The organism is Exiguobacterium acetylicum DSM 20416 (assembly GCF_000702605.1).
Classification (GTDB): Bacteria; Bacillota; Bacilli; order Exiguobacteriales; family Exiguobacteriaceae; genus Exiguobacterium_A; species Exiguobacterium_A acetylicum.
Genome location: NZ_JNIR01000001.1, coordinates 2,030,142 through 2,049,946, shown reverse-complemented (window position 1 = coordinate 2,049,946; position 19,805 = coordinate 2,030,142). Strand labels below are relative to the sequence as shown.

Below are 19,805 nucleotides of genomic sequence, written 5' to 3'. Positions count from 1 at the left end.
ACGATCATGTTAAATTCAGATTTAGATATCCGTTTAGAACCACGTATTCAAGAGTTATATCGACTGCATAAGGAACGTTCAGCTAATATTGACTGGAGCTACCACGAGTTCATTCCATGGGATAAGGCGATGTCGTTTAAACGCGTTCCTTGGGATGAGAGCCAAGTCACGCTTCCGGAAGGTGTCATCGTAGCAATCGAGACGGCATTACTGACAGAAGTCAACTTACCATGGTATACGTCACACTTAGACTATACATTCAAGAACTCGATGGAAGTCATCAATGATTTCGTCCGGACGTGGACAGCGGAAGAAGATCAGCACTCGAACTTACTCGAGACATATCTACTCGTCACGCGAAACGTCAATCCGACACGACTCCATCAACTGAGAAAACGTGTTGTTGAGAACGGCTGGTTCCCGGACTTCACGAACCCGTTAGCGACGATGGCATATACGTCACTGCAAGAGTTAGCGACACTTGTCTTTTATAACAACGTCGCGAAAATCGCAGGGGCACATGACAAGGACTTAGCAACGCTACTCCGTCGTCTAGCGAAGGACGAAGCACTGCATTATGCGTTCTATCGTGACACGGTCAAAGCACACCTAGAGCTTGACCCGAACTTCATCGTCTTCTTCGAAGATGTCATCATCAACTTCTCGATGCCAGGTGCTGTCATGCCGGACTTCACGGAACGCATGAAGACGATTGCCGTCGATACGAACTATGGACCACTCCAATACTTCGACCAAGTATTAGACGTCGTCGTCAAATACTGGGGCATCGCCGATTTGGAACCGACAAGCGAAGAAGCGAAGCAATCTCAAGCGAACATCATGAAGTATCACGGACGTTTGAAGCGCATCAAGGAGCGTCAGGAACGCCAACTCGAAAAAGCGAAGCTCGACGTCTAAGGAGGCAATGAACATGAAGTGTGAAATCTGTGGAACCGAAACGAACAACCAAGTCAGTTACTTGGAACTCGATACGTGGGAATTCAACTCATTGAACAAAGAAGCAAAAGACTTTTATCCGATTTGTTTTGATTGTTTTGATAAACATACGAACCATTTCATCGATCAGGAAATGGATCTGGAGTTACGAAAAAAACGTTCACAAATGGTCAACAAAGAAGTAGAAGCCGAAATCGAAGCGATTCTTGAGGTCGAGAATTAAGGAATCTTCTTCATAGAAGTATAACCGGTAGTGCTTCGGCTCTACCGGTTTTTTACGTCTATAAAAAAGCAGCTATTTCTTCTTTCACGCAAACACGTGCACGTGATGGAAGAAATAGCTACTTTTTAATATGAAATCAATCTTCAATAAACGTAACGAGATAATGATGAGGGGAATGAAGGGGTGCACGGGTCACGAAAAAATCTGGGAGATCTACATCGATTCCAAGTTCACGTAGTGTATCCGGCTCCAGACATTCTTGAACGAGACGCTTAATATCCTGTAATAATTCATCATGCAGGTTCGCTTCCTTTGGAAAGGCGCGCTTCGCATCGTCGCGTAATAATAATACGATCGGCGGTAGCCCCCGCAATAGGTCGACTTGAAGAGGCTGCTGATGACGTTCGAAATAATCATTCAGACAACTGACGACCCTCATCGAGTGTTCTTCTTTCATCCGATCCCAACTCTCTGTATGTGACTGTAACTCTCTAGCTATTCCCTAATTGAAGCGAGGATATGCAGGGAAACTGGAAATGAAGCATTACGAGGACACTGTTCGGGGTACAACTAGAGGGAAGGGGGAATCGACATGCTATTTCGTTTTTTGTTTTTAGGGCTTGATACGTCGATTGGTGACATCCCGTTGCGCCTCATCTATTTTACGGAACTCATACTATTCATCGGTTTGTATCAAATCACGAGCCGATTTTCACGTCAGAGTCTGATTTTGGGAACGGTACTCGGAATTGGCGGACTGATTGCCATCTTACCCGGTGCGCTCTATATCATCCGTTATAATCCGGAGGATGCCGTCATCGATGTCACGTTCCTATTGATTTATTTATTTGAGCCGCTAGCAATTGTTGCGTTCTTTGTTGCTTTGATTCGACGTTTGTTCGTGGAGCGAAAAAGAGCCGGGAAAGCAAAGAGATGAAAGTCTTGTCAGCTAGACTCCGATTGTTCGTTGATTTCCGTCCAAGACGTCGCTTTCCGCGGACGGAAGGCAAGTCTTCTCGTCGCGTGCGCTCCTGCAGGTTCTTGTCTATTCCGCTCTTCCCGCAGGAGTTTCCGTCTTTTTCGGAAATCAACAATCTAACCTAACGTGCTACTGAGAGGACAAGAAATACACCGTAAGATGGCGTGACGCTGTCTTGCAGTGTATTTGCGTATGCATCCAAATACTTTCTTTCAATAGTGTAAGGGAGAGTAACTGGAAGAATATTCTATAATAGAGGGAGAGCGAAATCAGATATTAGTTGGTTTCGTAAGATCCTGATGATTATAGGAGTGAGTTTCGTGCATAAAGTGTTGTTTGGTTTATCTGTCTTAAATAGTCTCTATATTACGAATAACTTATTTACGTATTCCGATAGTTTTTTAAATGCGCCTCTGGGCATCACGACCGTCATTGCCGTGACATTGATGTTTCTGAATGACAGCGTTAAAAAAGATAAACCGTCACTATACACGAAAGCGACGGATGGGTTAGGATTCATTAATATTTTGATTGGTCTCTCATTGATCGTCTTTATTTAAGACATGATTCGTGCATGATCATATGGAATGATCGTAAGTCTGATGCGGTGTCAGGCTTCTTTTTTATGGTCCAATCCAAGGGCTCGAAAAAAATAAAATATATTTTATATAAAAAAGATTGATGTGTAACCGGTTACACAATATGATGATTCTTGTAAGCGTTATCAAAAGAAAGAGGTGGCGAAACATGTCGACCATCCGGGAAGTAGCGAAAGCGGCACATGTCTCCGTCGCGACGGTCTCACGCGTCATGAACGAAAAGGGTTATGTCAGTGAGAAATCGCGTAAGGCGGTGCTTCAGGCAATCAAACAATTGGATTATCGACCGAACCGGGTCGCGCGATCGTTGTTCCAAAAACGATCCGGATTGATCGGTTTGATCGTTCCAGACATCACGAACCCATTCTTCCCACAACTCGCACGGGCTGTGGAAGATATGGCACATCAACATGGTTTTCAAGTCATTTTGTGTAACACAGACGAACAGTTTCAGAAAGAACGCGAATATATCAAGTCACTCGAGGCGATGCATGTCGACGGATTAATCATCACGACGAACTACTCGAACAATCCGAACTATGAAGAACTCGAAGTGCCGGTCGTAGCGTTAGACCGTGTGTTACAAGGAGCGATTCCGACGGTGACCTCAAACGGATACGAAGGCGGGAAGAAGGCGGCATCATTTTTACTTGCATCTGGTGCGACGGAACTGGCCGTCATCAGCGGTCCATCGAAACTCCCGACGATCAAGAAACGACGGGATGGCTTCGAAGAGATTGCCGGAACGCATCTCGTTGCAAGCATCGAGTCACCGTTCCACTTTCAAGGGTCGCTCGATGCCGCGAATTATCTGTTTGATCACTATCATTGCAACGGGATCTTTGCCGCGAGTGATGTCATTGCCGCAGCAACGGTGCAGGTCGCTGCGGAACGCGGGATCACGATTCCAGACGAGCTACAAGTGATCGGCTATGACGGGATCGAACTCGGACAAATGATTTCACCACCGTTGACAACGATTGCGCAGCCGATCTATCAAATGGGGGAACTAGCCGCGAAACTCCTGATTCAGCGGATTGAAGGCACACCAATTGCCGCCGTCCATCATGAGTTGACGGTTGAGATCATCGAACGGGAAACGACGAAACGGAAGGATGAGGAAGCATGAAACAAATCAGTGTCATCGGCAGTATCTCGATGGATCTCGTCGTTGAAAGTAAACGCCGCCCAGGCGCAGGCGAAACGGTCATCGGGGATGCCTTTCATACCGTACCGGGTGGAAAAGGTGCAAACCAAGCGGTGGCAGTCGCGCGTCTCGGCAGTACCGTCGAAATGATCGGTTGCGTCGGCAGTGATGCGAACGGTGAAGCCATCCGCGAAAACTTCAAGACGCAAGGGGTACAGACGACGCACTTGCAAACGATTGAAGGCGAACGGACGGGCACGGCACACATCACGCTCGCTGAAGGCGACAACTCGATCGTCGTCGTTCAATCTGCCAACCAACATGTGCGATTTGCGGATGATGCACTCGCACCGATTCTCGCAGACAGTGAAATCATCTTACTCCAGCTCGAGATTCCGATCGAAACGGTCGAGACCGTTGCTCGCGAAGCACATGCAGCCGGCATACCAGTCGTCTTGAATCCAGCACCGGCGAGGTCACTCAGTCCGGAATTGATTGAACACGTCACATACTTAACGCCAAACGAACATGAATGTGGCTTGATCTTCGGACAAGACCAGCCGATCGAACATTGGCTGATGGAATACCCGAATAAACTGATCGTGACCGAAGGTAGTCGCGGGGCACGCTTCTATGACGGAGAGTCGATCGTGACAATTCCTGCGATCGAGACGACCGTCGTCGATACAACAGGAGCAGGGGATACGTTCAATGGCGCCTTAGCCGTTGCGTTAACGGAAGGACAACCGCTCGTCGAGGCAATTCGTTTCGCGAACCGGGCAGCCGGCTTATCCATCCGCGCACTCGGCGCACAAGGCGGGATGCCGACACGGGATCAGATGGAGGGAGACGCATGAAGAAACACGGTATCTTAAACAGTCATATCAGTAAGGTCCTGACCGATCTTGGTCATACCGATACGATCGTCATCGCTGATTGCGGCTTACCGATTCCAGAAAGGGTCGCACGAATCGATTTAGCACTGGAACTCGGCACACCATCATTTCTCGACGTCGTCCGTGTCGTCGCCGGTGACATGGCGATCGAACAGCTGACTCTGGCAACGGAGATTAAGGAAGCGAATCCAGACGTCCTCGAGCAACTGGAAGCCATGCAGATCGAGACGACGTTCGTTTCGCACGAGGAATTCAAGAAACAGACACAGCAGGCGAAGGTCATCATCCGGACCGGAGAAGCGACACCGTACGCAAATGTCATCTTCCATTCCGGCGTAATCTTTTAAGGGGGTCATGCGATGCGTATCGAGATGACAGGTATCAAAAAAGCATTCGGTCCCGTCCCTGTCCTGAAAGGGGTCGACTTCGAACTCGCTGCGGGTGAGATCCACGCCTTGATGGGAGAGAACGGTGCCGGGAAATCGACGCTGATGAAGATTTTGACCGGTGTTCATAAAGCGGACGCAGGCACGATCCGCGTCGATGGACAGGACGTCGAGTATAAGAATCCGAAGCTTGCCGAAGAGGCGGGGATTGCCTTCATCCATCAGGAACTAAACATCCTCCCGGATTTGACGGTGACGGAGAACTTGTTCCTCGGACGGGAGTTGAAGTCACGCTTTGGGATTCTCAAGCAAGGGGAGATGAAGCGGCAGGCGGAACGTGAACTCGCGGAATTGAACGTCTTCATGGACGTCGACCAGCTTGCTCGGACGTTATCAGTCGGTCAACAACAGATGATTGAAATCGCAAAAGCTCTGATGACGGATGCGAAGGTCATCATCATGGATGAACCGACAGCCGCACTAACGGAGCGGGAAATTCGTGCCTTGTTCAGCGTCGCGACGGCACTGCGCAACCAAGGTGTCTCGATCGTCTATATCTCACACCGGATGGAGGAAATCTTTGAGCTTTGCGACCGGATCACGGTCTTACGGGATGGAATTTCCGTCTCGACACACGCGATTCCCGAGACATCGTTTGAACAGATCGTCCGGGAGATGGTCGGTCGTGAGATGGGGGAACGGTATCCGGATCGTGATGTGTCGATCGGTGCGACTGTTCTTGAGGTCAAACAGGCGAGCGGAAAACGGTTCGACGATGTCTCGTTCTCCGTCAAAGCAGGCGAAATCATCGGCTTCTCTGGTTTGATGGGTGCCGGTCGGACGGAAGTCATGCGCGGATTGTTCGGGGTCGATCGCCTGAAAGACGGGACAATCGAACTGAACGGACAATCGCTGAAAATCAAGACACCGTACGACGCGATCCGCCAAGGCATCGGCTTTTTGACCGAGGATCGCAAAGGCGAAGGATTGTTCCTCGACTTTTCACTGCGCGAGAACATCTCACTGCCAACGATTCGTTCGTTATCAAGATCCGGTGTCATCAAGGATCAGGCAGAACGTGATTTCGCAGAAGGATACTTGAAGTCACTCTCGGTCCGGCATAGCTCGATGGACCAGCCGGCGAAGTCCCTATCCGGGGGGAACCAACAGAAGGTCGTCCTTGCGAAGTGGCTCGGAACACAACCGAAAGTCTTGATCCTCGACGAACCGACACGTGGTGTCGACGTCGGGGCGAAGAAAGAGATTTACCTCATCATGAACGAACTCGCTGCGGCGGGGGTCGCGATCATCATGGTCAGCTCGGACCTTCCGGAAATTCTCGGGATGAGCGACCGCGTCTACGTCATGCGCGAAGGCAAGATGAGCGGCATGTTGACACGACAGGAAGCGACGCAAGAAAGCATCATGACACTTGCGACAGGAGGACAATGATATGGAATTGATGCAAGGCAAGGTAACGGAAGCAAAACCGAGACGTCTTGGGATCGGACAAAAGCTTGGACCACTCGCAGGATTGTTCGCGATCGTCCTCGTCGTCTCGATCATGGAACCGGACTTTTTAACATTGAATAATTTATTTAACATCTTACGTCAAGTCTCGATCAATGCCTTGATTGCCTTCGGGATGACGTTCGTTATTCTGACGGGTGGGATTGATTTATCAGTCGGCTCGATTCTTGCGCTATCGTCCGCCTTCGTCGCGGGTCTGATGACGGATGGAACGTCAGCGTTGATCGCTGTTCTCGCCGGATTGATCGTCGGAGCTGTCATGGGTGCCTTGAACGGGATGGTCATTTCACTCGGGAAAGTCGCACCATTCATCGCGACCCTCGCGACGATGACGATCTTCCGCGGCTTGACGCTCGTCTATACGGACGGGAAACCGATCACTGGTCTAAGCCAAGGCGGCTGGTTCGAACTGTTCGGACGCGGTTACTTCTGGATCTTCCCAGTACCTGTTCTGACGATGTTGATCGCCTTTGCGGTTCTCTACTTCATCTTGAAGAAGACGACGTTCGGTCGTTATACGTATGCGATCGGCGGTAACGAAGAAGCAGCGAAATTGATGGGGATTCAAGTCAATAAAGTCAAAATCATGATTTACTCACTCTCAGGTTTGATGGCAGCACTCGCCGGCATCATCCTGACGTCCCGTCTGAACTCGGCACAGCCGACGGCGGGGACATCGTACGAACTCGATGCCATCGCAGCGGTCGTCCTTGGTGGGACGAGCCTGTCAGGTGGTCGTGGCTGGATTGTCGGTACCTTGATCGGTGCCTTGATCATCGGAACACTGAACAATGGTCTTAACTTGCTTGGTGTTTCCTCGTTCTTCCAACTCGTCGTCAAAGGTTTAGTCATTTTGTTCGCGGTACTCGCGGACCGGAAACAAGCAGCGTAACCCATATTCCAAAAGGAGGATCTACAGATGAAAAAACTACTTGCAGTCGTCATGATGGCACTAATGGTCTTTGCAGCCGCTTGTTCGACGGAACAGCCAGGCAGCAACAACGGTGATACGAAAAAGAAGACGAAGGACTTCAAGATTGGTCTTTCGATTTCAACCCTCAACAACCCATTCTTCGTCTCGTTAAAAGAAGGGGCAGAACAAGAAGCAAAAGCACAAGGCGCAACACTTCAAGTCGCGGATGCGCAAGATGACGCGGCAAAACAAGCAAGCGACATCGAAGACATGGTTCAAAAGAAAGTCGATCTCATCTTGATCAACCCAACGGATTCAGCAGCAGTTGGTGCAGCCGTCCAAACAGCGAACGATGCGAACATCCCTGTCATCACAGTTGACCGCAACGCAGAAGCAGGCGACGTCGTCGCACACATCGCGTCAGATAACGTCGCAGGTGGGAAACAAGCAGGTGAGTTCATGATCGAACTCGTCGGCGATAAAGCAAAAGTCGTGGAGCTCGAAGGGATTCCAGGAGCATCCGCAACACGCGACCGTGGTAAAGGATTCCATGAAGCAGTCGACGGTAAACTTGACGTCGTCGCAAAACAAGCAGCAAACTTCGACCGGGCAAAAGGTTTGTCGGTCATGGAGAACATCCTCCAGAACAACAAAGACATCAAAGCCGTCTTCGCACACAATGATGAGATGGCACTCGGTGCGGTTGAAGCATTAAAAGCAGCGGGTCTGAACGATGTTAAAGTCATCGGCTTCGATGCGACAGATGATGCCGTCAAAGCTGTCAAAGACGGAAAAATGGCAGGAACGATCGCTCAAAAACCGACTGAGATCGGGAAAATGGGTGTCGAGACAGCGATCAAGCACTTAAAAGGTGAAACAGTCGAGAAGAACATACCAGTCGACCTCGAATTGATCAAACAATAAGAAGACAGGACACCTGAGTCGACGATTCAGGTGTCTCTTTTCGTCGGGCAGAGCAGGCAGGAAAAAGTTCCTAAATCTATTCCTTGTTCCCGTACTTGTTTTTCTCTATAATGAAAGAAGCGTATATTACTGAAGGAGGATCATCGATGATCATTCATAACGTGGCTCTTGTCGGCCTCATCGTCGTTTCCGTTCTTCTCATCATCGTCGTTCTATTGATGTCGGGTCGTACGACTGGACTCGGAGCATTGACGGGTGGAGCAGAACAATTATTTGGTCGCCAAAAAGCTCGTGGCTTGGATGCGGTCCTAAATCGTGTGGCGTCTATCTTAGGAGCATTACTCTTCATCTTGGCGTTACTCGTCGCTTTTTATAAGTGAGCACTGAAACGACAGCCGTATGATCGCGCTGTCGTTTTTTGTATTTCTCGATATTCATTTTTTCCGGATATGGGGTATAGAGTTAGAGGGGGAATCATTTTATGAAAATCACTTTACCGAAACCATTCTTTTTCGAAGCCGGCCCACGTGCCGTTTTACTATTACACGGATTCACGGGATCGAGCGCGGATGTCCGCATCCTCGGTCGCTATTTACAGAAGCAGGGCTATACGTCCCTCGCACCACAATATAAAGGGCACGCTGCCCCACCCGAAGAGCTGACGAAGACCGGGCCAGCCGACTGGTGGCAGGATGTCCTTGCCGGATATCAGGAACTCGTCGATAAAGGTTATGACGAAATCGCCGTTTGCGGACTGTCGCTTGGTGGCGTCATGTCGCTGAAGTTATCGATGAACCGTCCGGTCAAAGCGGTCATCCCGATGTGTGCACCCGCCTACATCAAAAGTGAAGAAGTCATGTATGCAGGAGTCACCGAGTACGCACGAGAATTCAAGAAGCGAGAAGGCAAATCGCAAGAAGAGATCGACCACGAGATGGCGTCCTTCGAACCGATGCCGACCTTGAAGGACTTGCAGGAACTGCTGCGCGAGACACGCGATTCGCTCGAGGACGTCTACGCACCGACGCTCGTCGTCCAAGCACGCAATGATCACATGATCAACACCGACTCCGCGAACATCATCCATGATGGAGTCAGTGCCTTCCAAAAAGAGCTGATCTGGTATGAGAACTCAGGTCACGTCATTACGCTCGACAAAGAAAAAGACCAGCTCCACTCTGACATCTTGGACTTCCTGGAGTCATTGAACTGGAGCAAGTAACTGGAGGTGTCACGTTGGAATTACGTGAACGAATACTAACGGTCATCACGACGGAAGAACGTCCGTTGTCGATTGATCAATTAACGAAAAAACTAGAACTAGCGGATACGGAAGCATTTAAGGAATTAATCCGGACGCTAAACGCAATGGAAGACGAAGCGTTGATCGCCCGGACACGCTCGAACAAGTACGGAACGCTCGCGCAAATCGGTCAAGTCGCAGGGAAGATTTCCGTCCACCAACGCGGTTTCGGTTTCGTCTCACCGGAAGATGGTTCAGAAGGCGACATCTTCTTGCCGGCATCGGAATTGAAGAACGTCTATAACGGCGACCGTGTCCTCGTCAAAGTGTTTGCCGAGTCAAACGGCGGCGACCGTCGTGAAGGGAAACTGCTTAAGATTCTCTCGCGCGGACCAGCCGATTTCGTCGGCACGTTCGTCAGTCCAAAAGGACGGATCGAATCGATCGCTTATATCGAACCGGATGATACAAAGCTGACGTTCTTACCGGTCGTCGCGAACGATGATACACTTGGTGCCGTCGATGGTCATAAAGTCCTCGCCCGGATCACGAAGTATCCCGACGGTCGCTACGCCGGAACGGCGAAAGTCTTGAAAATCATCGGTCACAAGAATGATCCAGGCGTTGACATCTTGTCGATCGTCCATAAGCACGGCATCAACGTCGACTTCTCACCGGAAGCGATCGCTGAAGCGAATGCTGTACCGGATCAAATCGATGAGAAGGATTTGGTCGGACGCGTCGATTTACGGAACGAATTGACGGTGACGATTGACGGGGCGGACGCAAAAGACCTCGATGATGCGGTTCACGTCAAGAAATTAGCGAACGGCAACTTCGAGCTTGGTGTCCACATCGCCGACGTCTCGCATTACGTCAAAGAGGATTCAGCACTCGACGAAGAAGCGCGTGAGCGCGGAACGAGTGTCTATCTTGTCGACCGCGTCATCCCGATGATCCCGCACCGGTTATCGAACGGGATTTGCTCGCTCAACCCGCACGTCGATCGGCTGACGCTCAGCTGTATCATGGAAATCGATGCGAACGGAGCTGTCGTCAACCATGAGATCTTCCAGAGTGTCATCAAGACGACGGAACGGATGACGTACACGGACGTCCGGAAAATCATCGAACGCGAAGACGAAGAAGTGATCGCGAAGTACCAAGATCTCGTCGAGTACTTCGACAAGATGGCGGAACTCGCAGCAATCCTCCGCGAACGTCGCTCACGTCGCGGGGCGATCAACTTCGACTTCCCAGAAGCGAAGGTCCTCGTCAACGAAGAAGGCAAGACGAGTGAGATCATCCTCCGGGAACGGTCGGTCGCCGAGAAGCTGATTGAAGAGTTCATGCTCGCAGCGAACGAAACGGTCGCCGAGCACATCCAGCGTCAAAAACTGCCGTTCATGTACCGGATCCACGATGAGCCAAAAGCAGAACGTCTCGATACGTTCTTCAAGTTCATCGGTAACTTCGGGATCAATGTCGAACGCAAAGGGGAGTCAGTCGCACCGAAGACGTTGCAATCAATCCTCAACGCTGTCGAAGGCGAACCGGAAGAAGCCGTCGTCAGTACGGTCATGCTCCGTTCGCTCCAACAAGCGAAATACGACATCGAACCGATCGGTCACTTCGGTCTGTCGACGGACTACTACACGCACTTCACGTCGCCGATTCGTCGTTACCCAGACTTAATGGTTCACCGTCTGTTGCGTGAATATGTCATCTACAATGACAAATCGCAAAAGACGCAAGACCGTTACTCGGAAATCTTACCTGAGATCGCCGATCATTCGTCGAAACGCGAGCGTCGCGCCGTTGATGCGGAGCGTGAAACGAACGCCTTGAAGAAAGCCGAGTATATGGAGCAACACATCGGCGAGACGTTTGAAGGTGTCGTCAGTGGCGTCACAAACTTCGGGATGTTCGTCGAATTGCCGAACACGATCGAAGGACTCGTCCATATCCAGGCGATGACGGATGACTTCTACCGCTACGATGAAGCGAACTACCAGCTGATCGGTGAGCGGACGAAGCAACAGTTCCGAATTGGTGACGTCGTCGAGATTAAGGTCACGAACGTCAACATCGATGAACGGACGATTGACTTCAGTGTCGTCGGGATGCCAGAACGGCAACCGAAGAAACGGTTCGAGTCGAAGACGATCCGCTCAAGCGGCGGACGTCCGGGACAAAAACGTGACGACAAGAAGAAAGACGATCGGCGTGGCAAGTCAAAACGTCCGGGCAAGTCGAAGGACCAGTCGAAAGGCAAAGGCTTCGCGTTGAAAGACAAAAAGGATAAACCGCCATTCCATAAGGCGGTCTCGAATAAGAAACGGAAGCGCAAATAAGCGCTTCCGCATCGGAAATGTGGTGAATGAACATGCCAAAGGGAACAGATTCGAAAGTCTTAGCGAACAACAAACGGGCCTCGTTCGATTATGCGATCGAGGATACGATTGAAGCCGGTCTCGTCCTGACGGGAACGGAGATCAAATCGGTCCGTAAAGGAAAAATCAGTATCGGGGACGCGTTCGTCCGGTTCGATGGGGGAGAAGCGATTCTTTGGAACTCGAACATCGCCCACTTCGAACAGGGCAACCGGTACAACCATGAGCAGCTCCGCCCACGGAAGCTGTTGCTGCACAAGAAACAGATCGCGAACTTGATCGGGGCGGTCTCGCGCGACGGTTATACGATCGTGCCGCTCAAAGTCTACATTAAGAATGGGTATGCGAAATGCTTGATTGGACTCGGACGCGGGAAGAAGAAATTCGATAAACGCGACGACCTCAAGAAGAAGGATGCGAAGCGTGATATCGACCGGGCACTACGCGATAAGCAAAAGTATTGAACCCGTAACACTTTTCTGCTAGAATACTAGTATTCGGAAAGCCCCAATTTATTATCTTGGGGACGTTACGGATTCGACGGGGGTAGTTCGGTCTTCTGTGGCGTGTCGAGGGGTCGGCCTCGTTAAAACGCACCAGCCATAACTGGCAAAACTAACACACAACTCGCAGCAGCTTAATTGCCGCTACGGATCCTAGCAGCCGTCGCCTGGTCGGCTGATTTCTAGGGTCTCACTTTAAACAGGCTACGCTTGGACCCTTCCGTCTGGAGGGAAAGAGAAGAGATGGAATCAGACTGGTCGGACGGACGCCTGTCAATTGGCAGCCTGACGACGAGATCCCAATAAATTGACTACACACGTAGAAGCTTAAGTATACGATGCCTTCGGACGTGGGTTCGACTCCCACCGTCTCCATACCCTGAAATCTTAAGGATTTCAAAAAGTGCTATAAATGTTGACATATCAACATTTATGGCACTTTTTTTATTTTAATTTCTAGTAATATTTTTCAACTTTCATAATTTGAATATATACATATTTAGGATTTCTGTATATTTATTTACATTTGCTTTGTTTAATATGATAATTTTAGTGTTAGATAAAAAAGACTAAAATAAATTTATATAGAAATTCAAAAGAAGAGATACCTGAAAATTTCAAAATAGTTTTTATAAAATTTATTAAAATTTGATTATCAATTTATAGTAATAGAATACAAAAAAACTATCCAAAAAATAATCAAAGAAATTAATTTCATTGAGTTTATAAAAAATCATTTCTGAGTACCATCTTTTAAATCTAAATATTTATAAATAGAAAGGGATTTATATGAAATTAACTAAAATAATTTTTAACAATTACCGCAGTTTTGGACCAACTGATACAGTAATTCATATTTCAGATTTAACGGCCTTTATAGGTCATAATAGTTCAGGTAAAACTACTGTATTGAGTTCACTTCAAAAAATGTTTGGAAACTCTAAAGTAACTAAATCAGATTTTCATATTCCTTTAGAAAAAACTGCAGACGAAATAACAAGAAGTGAATTTTATATAGAAGCTTATTTTGAATTTTTTGATGAGGATAATGAAGGATTAGATGAAGATGATTACGGAATAGCGCAGTATTTTGAAAGCTTTAGAGTAGAACAACCTAACGGTGATCCATATATTGTTATACGCTTAGATGCGAGTTATGAGAAAGGGAGCTCTCCTGAAGGAATAATAGATTATAAGTACCATTATGTTGTTAATAGAGGGGAAAATGGACTTAAACCGATTTCAGCCCATGATAGAGATAAGATACAAGTTATTTATATTCCAGCAGTTAGAAACCCCTCGGAACAATTGAAAAATGCTAATGGAACTATATTATGGAGAATTCTAAATCAAATAAATTGGAAAGAGTCTGACAAAGTAAAGATAAATAATAAAATCGATGAACTAGATAATGAGGTAGCTAAGCAATCTGGAATATCGAAAGTAAAAGATGTGATTTCTACACAATGGAAAAACTACCATAATGATTCTAGATACAATGAAGCTAATATAAAGTTTGGCAGTAGCGATTTAGAAAATATATTAAAAAAGCTAGAAGTGGAGTTTACACCTGCACATACCGAAAAAGCATTTAGAGTGGATGAATTAGGAGATGGTTTAAAGTCTTTATTTTACTTAACATTAATAGATTCACTATTAGAAATAGAAAATGCAGCAATAAGAGAAATTAAAAACAAAATTTCTGAAGAAGAACGAATATTAAATATTGATCCGCCAGCGTTGACACTTATTTTAGTTGAGGAGCCAGAAAATCATGTTAGTCCCCATTTATTAGGTAAGGTTATAAAGAATTTAAATAATATACGCAGTAGAAGTAATTCTCAAGTAATGTTAACTTCTCACAGTCCATCAATTATTAAACGTATAGATCCTACAGAAATACGCTATTTAAGAATTGAGAATGGAAAAACTATTGCTAAAGAGATTGTACTGCCTGAAAAGCAAGATGAATCATATAAATATGTAAAAGAAGCAATTAAAGCTTACCCAGAATTGTATTTTTCATCATTAGTTATATTAGGAGAAGGCGATAGTGAGGAAATATTAATACCAAAATTTCTAGAATTATATATGGATGACCTTGATACAGTTGCTACATCAGTAGTTCCTTTAGGTGGACGACATGTTAATCATTTTTGGAAGTTATTGAATCAATTGAGTATCCCTCATATTACATTATTAGATTTAGATAGAGAAAGAGAAGGCGGCGGTTGGGGAAGAATAAAGTATGTAATAAAACAACTATTGGAAAATGGAGCGGACAGAGATAAATTACTTAATACTTCGGACGATAGAATACTAACAGAAGAAGAATTAGATGATATGCATTTGTTGACTGAGTATGAACATATCGATGAATGGATACAATTTTTAGAAGAGTATAATGTATACTTTTCTAATCCGATAGATATTGATTTTTTAATGCTTGAAAAATATAAGGATGCATATTTAGAAATTCTAGATAAAAATGAAGGTCCTTTAATTAAGTTAGATGGAGAAAAGAAACAAAAAAGAATTTATGAATTAAGTGAACAAGAAAAGAAATCTACAGAATATCAAGATCGTATTGATAGTGATGTAAAAAGAACTTTAAAGAAAAATGGTAGTGATGGATATTCTTATACTCAAGAACAGAAAGAACTGATGATCTGGTATAGTTATTTCTTTTTAACTAGAGGAAAACCAGTAACACATTTACAAGCATTAAATAATATAACCGAAGATATATTAAAAGCGAATACTCCTTATGTTTTTAAAAATCTAGCTGAAAAAGTAAAATTACTCCTAAATATTAAGGAATGAGTAACATAGTGGAACTAACTAGTGAATGGAAATCAAGTGGTGGATTAGTACTAGAACCAGCAGCTTTGAATGCCTTGAAGGAGTTAAATAACTCTTTAGTTGTTGCAGGACCAGGAGCAGGTAAAACAGAACTATTAGCTCAAAAAGCTTGTTTTTTATTAGAAACGAAAAGCTGTGTAAATCCACATAAAATTTTAGCGATAAGCTTTAAAAAGGATGCAGCAGTAAATTTAAAGGAAAGAATAAAACTTAGATTATCTAAAAAATTTGAATCGAGATTTATATCACAAACTTTTGATTCTTTTGCTAAAAGCATATTAGATAGATTCCTATATGCATTATCTGATGAATTCAGACCAGATCCAAATTATCAGATAGCTACAAATCAGAATGAAATTATTCAAGCCTTTTCAAAGTGTAAAGTAAATTTATTTAACAATAAAATAAAGAAACAGTATATTGATAATTTAACTAGCACAAGAGTAGAGAACATGTCAGGGGTTTATAAAGACGTTTGGAGTAAATTACTTAAAGGTGATGAAGATATAAAACCAACTTTAAGTTTTCAGATGATATCTATTTTAGCAATTCGTATTTTAGAAACTAATCCGTTGATTCTTAAATCATTAAGAAAGACCTATTCTCACGTGTTTTTAGATGAGTTTCAAGATACAACGAAGGTGCAGTATGCCTTAATTAAAGTTTGTTTTCATAATTCATTAACTTCAATTACTGCTGTTGGTGATAACAGACAACGAATAATGATGTGGGCTGGGGCTAAAGTAGATGTATTCGATGCGTATAAGAGAGACTTTAATTCACGAGAATATACGCTATTAATGAATCATAGATCAGCTCCAAGGTTATTAGAGATACAGAAAATAGTTAATAATTATCTTCAAGATGAACCATTTGCTCCTATTTCAAATTCTAAATGGTCTGAAAATGAAGGAGTTGCTGAAACGTGGTACTTCAAAGATTCTATTACTGAAGCAGAACATATTGCTGAAAAAATAAGGCAAGTAGTAGATGAGATGAAAATTGAATATAGAGATATTTGTATTATAGTTAAACAAAATGTTCAACAATTTTGTGATGATATAGTTAGGGTATTAGATAATGTAAATATTCAGGCTCGAAATGAAGTTAATTTCCAAGAATTGTTAAAAGAAGATATAGTTTTATTGATTATTAATACACTAAAGGCTGCTCTCAATGTTAAAGATAGTGATGCATGGATATTTATATGGGACGCAAAAATTTTCTTTGAAGGTAAATCAAGCACATTCAATCCTATTATTATTGACAAATTGAGAAAACAACTTAAATTAATGTTGAAAGATATAAAAATAAGATTAAATGACTTAAATGATCATCAGGAACTAACAAAACTATTAAGCGAAATAATAAATTTTTATGATCTAAATAAAATAAAAAAACACTATGTACAGTATTCACAAGGTCAATACATTAATAAATTACAAGAGGATTTATCAGATTATTTATATCAGTATTATTTATCAACAAATAATTGGCTAGAGGCAATTAATTCATTTGAAGGTCACGATTCAATTCCTATAATGACAATTCATAAAAGTAAGGGGTTGGAATTTGATGTGGTATTTTTTGTGGGATTTGATGATAATTCTTTTTGGAGTTTTTCTAGTCAAAAAGATGAGGATACATGTACGTTTTTTGTAGGGCTTTCTCGATCGAAAAGATACCTATTTTTTACGTTTTCTGAAAATCGATTCGGAATTAACCGTACTAATTCTAAAATTTCAATCCTATATCAGATGTTAAAAGAATCCGGTGTAGTAGACGAAAAATATATAGGATTTGATTAAAAATATAGTATAAATAATTGTATCTGGCATACTGTATGACAAGTAAATTTTTATTAATCTAGTCTTTATAAAGATATTCTATCAAACCTTATTAATTTCTCTATAAGAGCTAATTTCAAGCTAGAAAAAGCCTTTAATAAGTTGATATAATAAGTTTTTCTTTTTGTAGATTGAATACTAATTGTTTTCATGCGATGAAATCACTATATTAAAAAACGTGCCATTTCTCCACTTGAGAATTAGGCACTTTCTTTGTTTATACTAACAATTACTTTAAATTAATTAAGGGTGTGATTTTTTTGTTGGTCTACTACTATTTTGATGGTTTTAGAAATTTTAAAAATTGTGATTTAAATTTTAGTAATGAATTAATTGTAAATTATAATAAAAAGAATAAGTCATTGAGTTTTATGCAAAATAAAAATTTTTTAGATAACTACTGGGGGAGAAATATAAATAGTATTACAACAATTGCTGGCAATAATGGGGTTGGAAAATCAACAATATTAGATTCTATAAAAGGTCGTTTTTTTTATGGATTTAATTTTTTACCACTCGAAACAGTTTTAGTTGAAAAAAAAGACAAATGCTATTGTATATATTACAGTGAAAAACTATTAGAAGAGAACTCAGCTATTGTTATTAATGATAATAAATACGTACTATCTGATTTCCAAATTAATCCAAAAATAAAATCAATAATACTCGATATCAATATAGGAAATGAGAATATAGAATTTCAATTTAAAAAAGTAACTATTGAAGACATTAAAAGAAATTCCGCAGAAGTACAAAATCAAACTAGAATAGGTAACGAAAGAAGCTTAGTATTTTATACAAATCAGTGGAACTATGAAACCTACAATAGAAGCTATAAAAGTAATAAAAACAGAGAATTCGATTATACAGATTTATCTATCGGTAATAAAATAGATTCATTAATAAATAAACTTGGAGATTACGAAGAGCTTTTTTCGGAAGACATGAGAATCATTAATGGAGTTTCTAGCGAGAATCGATTTAATACAGATTATTTGTATGAATTAAAATCAGAAGAAATTAAAAACGCACTAAGGTATTTGAACGAAAGTTCTTTAAATAACAAAGTAAATGATCATTTAATAATTCCAGAAGAAATAGTCATTAAATATGATTTTATGAGTTTAAGAGAAAGAAATGATTTATTATTACTAAATGATGAACTAAATATATATTTACGTTTTGAGAAAAAAGTAAATAACTTTTTTGGAGAACAAATTTTTTATAACTATATTTTGAATTCAAAAAAAGACATCGGATCAAAAGAAATGATGTTATTAATAATAGTAGAAAATTTATTTTCAAATTTAGATTATATATTGTTTGAAAAAATAAAGGGAATTATCAAAGAAAAAGAAAAAATAAAAGAATATAATCTAACGAGAATAGAAGATATTATACCCTTAATAGAATCATTTTCTGCGATAGTTTTAGAAGAAATCGCTAATTTAAATTATACTGAAAGATTTAAAATTGAAAGAAGAAAAAAATTAAAGCAACGTGTTGAGAAATTGTTTAGTGATTACACAAACTTCATTCGATATCTTTTAACAGATTTTTTAGTCAATCTAGAACATATGATTTTGGATACTCATAGAATTAAGATGTTCGAAGTAGATAAAAATAGTGTCGGTATTGATAAAATAATTAATATTAAAGTTCCTCGTATTAAGATAACCAAATCTAATAATAAAAACATTTATAATTTTGTAAACAAGTACAATGATTTATCTGGAAAAAATAAATCCCTTCATTTTTCATGGAGAAATTTAAGCTCAGGTGAAATTCAATTACTTAATCTATGCACAAGTTTATATTTAGCAATTAAAGATTCAAAACATAGGGATGTACTTATTTTGTTAGACGAAGCTGAAATATCATTACACCCTATGCTTCAAAAAAAAATAATAAGTGTACTTTCAGGCATGTTAGATAGTTCAGAATTACAAGAAAAAAATATTCAAGTCGTTTTAAGTACACACTCTCCATTTATTTTGTCTGAGCTTCCTTTTAACTGTTTAATTTTATTAAAAAAAGATGATTTAGGAAACGTAGTTGTACAAAATGAACTTGAAAATATACCAGCAACTTTAGGTGCTAATATTCATGACTTATTTTCGCATTCATTTTTCCTATCTGATGGTCTTATCGGTGAATACGCAAAAGAGAAGATTAATGAAGTAGCCAATAATTTATTGAAAAATAATGTAAATGAGTCTTTAGATCGAAATTATATTGAAAAATTTATTAATCAGATAGGAGAACCTATAATTAAAGCGAAACTAATTGAACTATACGATCAAAGAAATATCTTAAATAAGTCGAAAGAAATGGATGGTATAATTCAAGATATTGAGAGTTTAAGAATACAATTAAAGAAGTTAGAGGAAAGAAGTGAGTAAA

18 protein-coding genes and 1 other RNA gene are annotated in these 19,805 nt (G+C 42.4%); 18 read left to right on the top strand and 1 reads right to left on the bottom strand.

Annotated elements, in window-relative coordinates:
• The first annotated feature begins 6 nt into the window (after window positions 1-6).
• Window positions 7-918, top strand: coding sequence for an acyl-ACP desaturase (locus P401_RS0110940; protein WP_029342476.1), 912 nt, complete (start codon window positions 7-9; stop codon window positions 916-918).
• Between the two features lie 13 nt (window positions 919-931).
• A complete protein-coding gene (locus P401_RS0110935) occupies window positions 932-1,180 on the top strand; it encodes a hypothetical protein (protein WP_231925650.1) in 249 nt (82 codons plus the stop codon).
• A gap of 136 nt (window positions 1,181-1,316) precedes the next feature.
• On the opposite strand, the gene P401_RS0110930 is transcribed toward P401_RS0110935, so the two are convergent.
• Entirely contained in the window at window positions 1,317-1,637 is a 321-nt protein-coding gene (locus P401_RS0110930; protein WP_029342474.1) for a hypothetical protein, read from the bottom strand.
• Window positions 1,638-1,772: 135 nt separating this feature from the next.
• Between P401_RS0110930 and P401_RS0110925 the strand changes: the two genes are divergently transcribed.
• The 16 genes from P401_RS0110925 (at window position 1,773) to P401_RS18070 (ending at window position 19,804) form a co-directional block, all read left to right on the top strand.
• Window positions 1,773-2,117: a hypothetical protein gene (locus P401_RS0110925; protein ID WP_029342473.1), complete on the top strand. Its 345-nt coding sequence runs from the start codon at window positions 1,773-1,775 to the stop codon at window positions 2,115-2,117.
• Between the two features lie 362 nt (window positions 2,118-2,479).
• Window positions 2,480-2,719, top strand: a complete 240-nt coding sequence (locus P401_RS0110920) for a hypothetical protein (RefSeq protein WP_029342472.1) — start codon at window positions 2,480-2,482, stop codon at window positions 2,717-2,719.
• A gap of 187 nt (window positions 2,720-2,906) precedes the next feature.
• Window positions 2,907-3,887: a LacI family DNA-binding transcriptional regulator gene (locus P401_RS0110915; protein WP_029342471.1), complete on the top strand. Its 981-nt coding sequence runs from the start codon at window positions 2,907-2,909 to the stop codon at window positions 3,885-3,887.
• Window positions 3,884-4,762, top strand: a complete 879-nt coding sequence (gene rbsK / locus P401_RS0110910) for a ribokinase (RefSeq protein WP_029342470.1) — start codon at window positions 3,884-3,886, stop codon at window positions 4,760-4,762. Before P401_RS0110915 ends, rbsK begins: the two co-directional genes overlap by 4 nt.
• Complete coding sequence (gene rbsD, locus P401_RS0110905) at window positions 4,759-5,148, top strand: D-ribose pyranase (protein ID WP_029342469.1); 390 nt, start codon at window positions 4,759-4,761, stop codon at window positions 5,146-5,148. Before rbsK ends, rbsD begins: the two co-directional genes overlap by 4 nt.
• Window positions 5,149-5,160: 12 nt before the next feature.
• Complete coding sequence (locus P401_RS0110900; RefSeq protein WP_029342468.1) at window positions 5,161-6,639, top strand: sugar ABC transporter ATP-binding protein; 1,479 nt, start codon at window positions 5,161-5,163, stop codon at window positions 6,637-6,639.
• 1 nt (window position 6,640) lies between these two features.
• Complete coding sequence (gene rbsC, locus P401_RS0110895; protein WP_050678685.1) at window positions 6,641-7,609, top strand: ribose ABC transporter permease; 969 nt, start codon at window positions 6,641-6,643, stop codon at window positions 7,607-7,609.
• A gap of 27 nt (window positions 7,610-7,636) precedes the next feature.
• Window positions 7,637-8,554, top strand: a complete 918-nt coding sequence (gene rbsB, locus P401_RS0110890; RefSeq protein WP_029342466.1) for a ribose ABC transporter substrate-binding protein RbsB — start codon at window positions 7,637-7,639, stop codon at window positions 8,552-8,554.
• A 146-nt stretch (window positions 8,555-8,700) separates the two neighbouring features.
• Window positions 8,701-8,934: a preprotein translocase subunit SecG gene (gene secG / locus P401_RS0110885; RefSeq protein WP_023469201.1), complete on the top strand. Its 234-nt coding sequence runs from the start codon at window positions 8,701-8,703 to the stop codon at window positions 8,932-8,934.
• A gap of 101 nt (window positions 8,935-9,035) precedes the next feature.
• Window positions 9,036-9,776, top strand: a complete 741-nt coding sequence (locus P401_RS0110880) for an alpha/beta hydrolase (RefSeq protein ID WP_023469200.1) — start codon at window positions 9,036-9,038, stop codon at window positions 9,774-9,776.
• Window positions 9,777-9,790: 14 nt separating this feature from the next.
• Window positions 9,791-12,151 carry a ribonuclease R gene (gene rnr, locus P401_RS0110875; protein ID WP_029342465.1) on the top strand — a complete coding sequence of 787 codons (2,361 nt, stop codon included), beginning with the start codon at window positions 9,791-9,793 and terminating at the stop codon, window positions 12,149-12,151.
• Window positions 12,152-12,183: 32 nt separating this feature from the next.
• On the top strand, window positions 12,184-12,654 hold the full coding sequence (smpB, locus tag P401_RS0110870; protein ID WP_029342464.1) for an SsrA-binding protein SmpB: 471 nt from the start codon (window positions 12,184-12,186) through the stop codon (window positions 12,652-12,654).
• Window positions 12,655-12,712: 58 nt separating this feature from the next.
• Window positions 12,713-13,071, top strand: a transfer-messenger RNA (tmRNA) gene (gene ssrA, locus P401_RS18330).
• Window positions 13,072-13,482: 411 nt separating this feature from the next.
• A complete protein-coding gene (locus tag P401_RS0110865; protein ID WP_029342463.1) occupies window positions 13,483-15,516 on the top strand; it encodes an AAA family ATPase in 2,034 nt (677 codons plus the stop codon).
• Between the two features lie 8 nt (window positions 15,517-15,524).
• Window positions 15,525-17,363, top strand: a complete 1,839-nt coding sequence (locus P401_RS0110860) for a UvrD-helicase domain-containing protein (RefSeq protein WP_051656295.1) — start codon at window positions 15,525-15,527, stop codon at window positions 17,361-17,363.
• Between the two features lie 299 nt (window positions 17,364-17,662).
• A complete protein-coding gene (locus tag P401_RS18070) occupies window positions 17,663-19,804 on the top strand; it encodes an AAA family ATPase (protein WP_029342461.1) in 2,142 nt (713 codons plus the stop codon).
• Window position 19,805 lies beyond the last annotated feature (1 nt).

Coding starts and splice junctions, on each gene's coding strand:
- P401_RS0110925 (WP_029342473.1), top strand. CDS start 1,773: ATGCTATTTCGTTTTTTGTTTTTAGGGCTTGATACGTCGATTGGTGAC.
- P401_RS0110930 (WP_029342474.1), bottom strand. CDS start 1,637: ATGAAAGAAGAACACTCGATGAGGGTCGTCAGTTGTCTGAATGATTAT.
- P401_RS0110900 (WP_029342468.1), top strand. CDS start 5,161: ATGCGTATCGAGATGACAGGTATCAAAAAAGCATTCGGTCCCGTCCCT.
- P401_RS0110915 (WP_029342471.1), top strand. CDS start 2,907: ATGTCGACCATCCGGGAAGTAGCGAAAGCGGCACATGTCTCCGTCGCG.
- P401_RS0110935 (WP_231925650.1), top strand. CDS start 932: ATGAAGTGTGAAATCTGTGGAACCGAAACGAACAACCAAGTCAGTTAC.
- rbsK (WP_029342470.1), top strand. CDS start 3,884: ATGAAACAAATCAGTGTCATCGGCAGTATCTCGATGGATCTCGTCGTT.
- smpB (WP_029342464.1), top strand. CDS start 12,184: ATGCCAAAGGGAACAGATTCGAAAGTCTTAGCGAACAACAAACGGGCC.
- rbsC (WP_050678685.1), top strand. CDS start 6,641: ATGGAATTGATGCAAGGCAAGGTAACGGAAGCAAAACCGAGACGTCTT.
- secG (WP_023469201.1), top strand. CDS start 8,701: ATGATCATTCATAACGTGGCTCTTGTCGGCCTCATCGTCGTTTCCGTT.
- rbsD (WP_029342469.1), top strand. CDS start 4,759: ATGAAGAAACACGGTATCTTAAACAGTCATATCAGTAAGGTCCTGACC.
- rbsB (WP_029342466.1), top strand. CDS start 7,637: ATGAAAAAACTACTTGCAGTCGTCATGATGGCACTAATGGTCTTTGCA.
- P401_RS0110880 (WP_023469200.1), top strand. CDS start 9,036: ATGAAAATCACTTTACCGAAACCATTCTTTTTCGAAGCCGGCCCACGT.
- P401_RS0110940 (WP_029342476.1), top strand. CDS start 7: ATGTTAAATTCAGATTTAGATATCCGTTTAGAACCACGTATTCAAGAG.
- P401_RS0110865 (WP_029342463.1), top strand. CDS start 13,483: ATGAAATTAACTAAAATAATTTTTAACAATTACCGCAGTTTTGGACCA.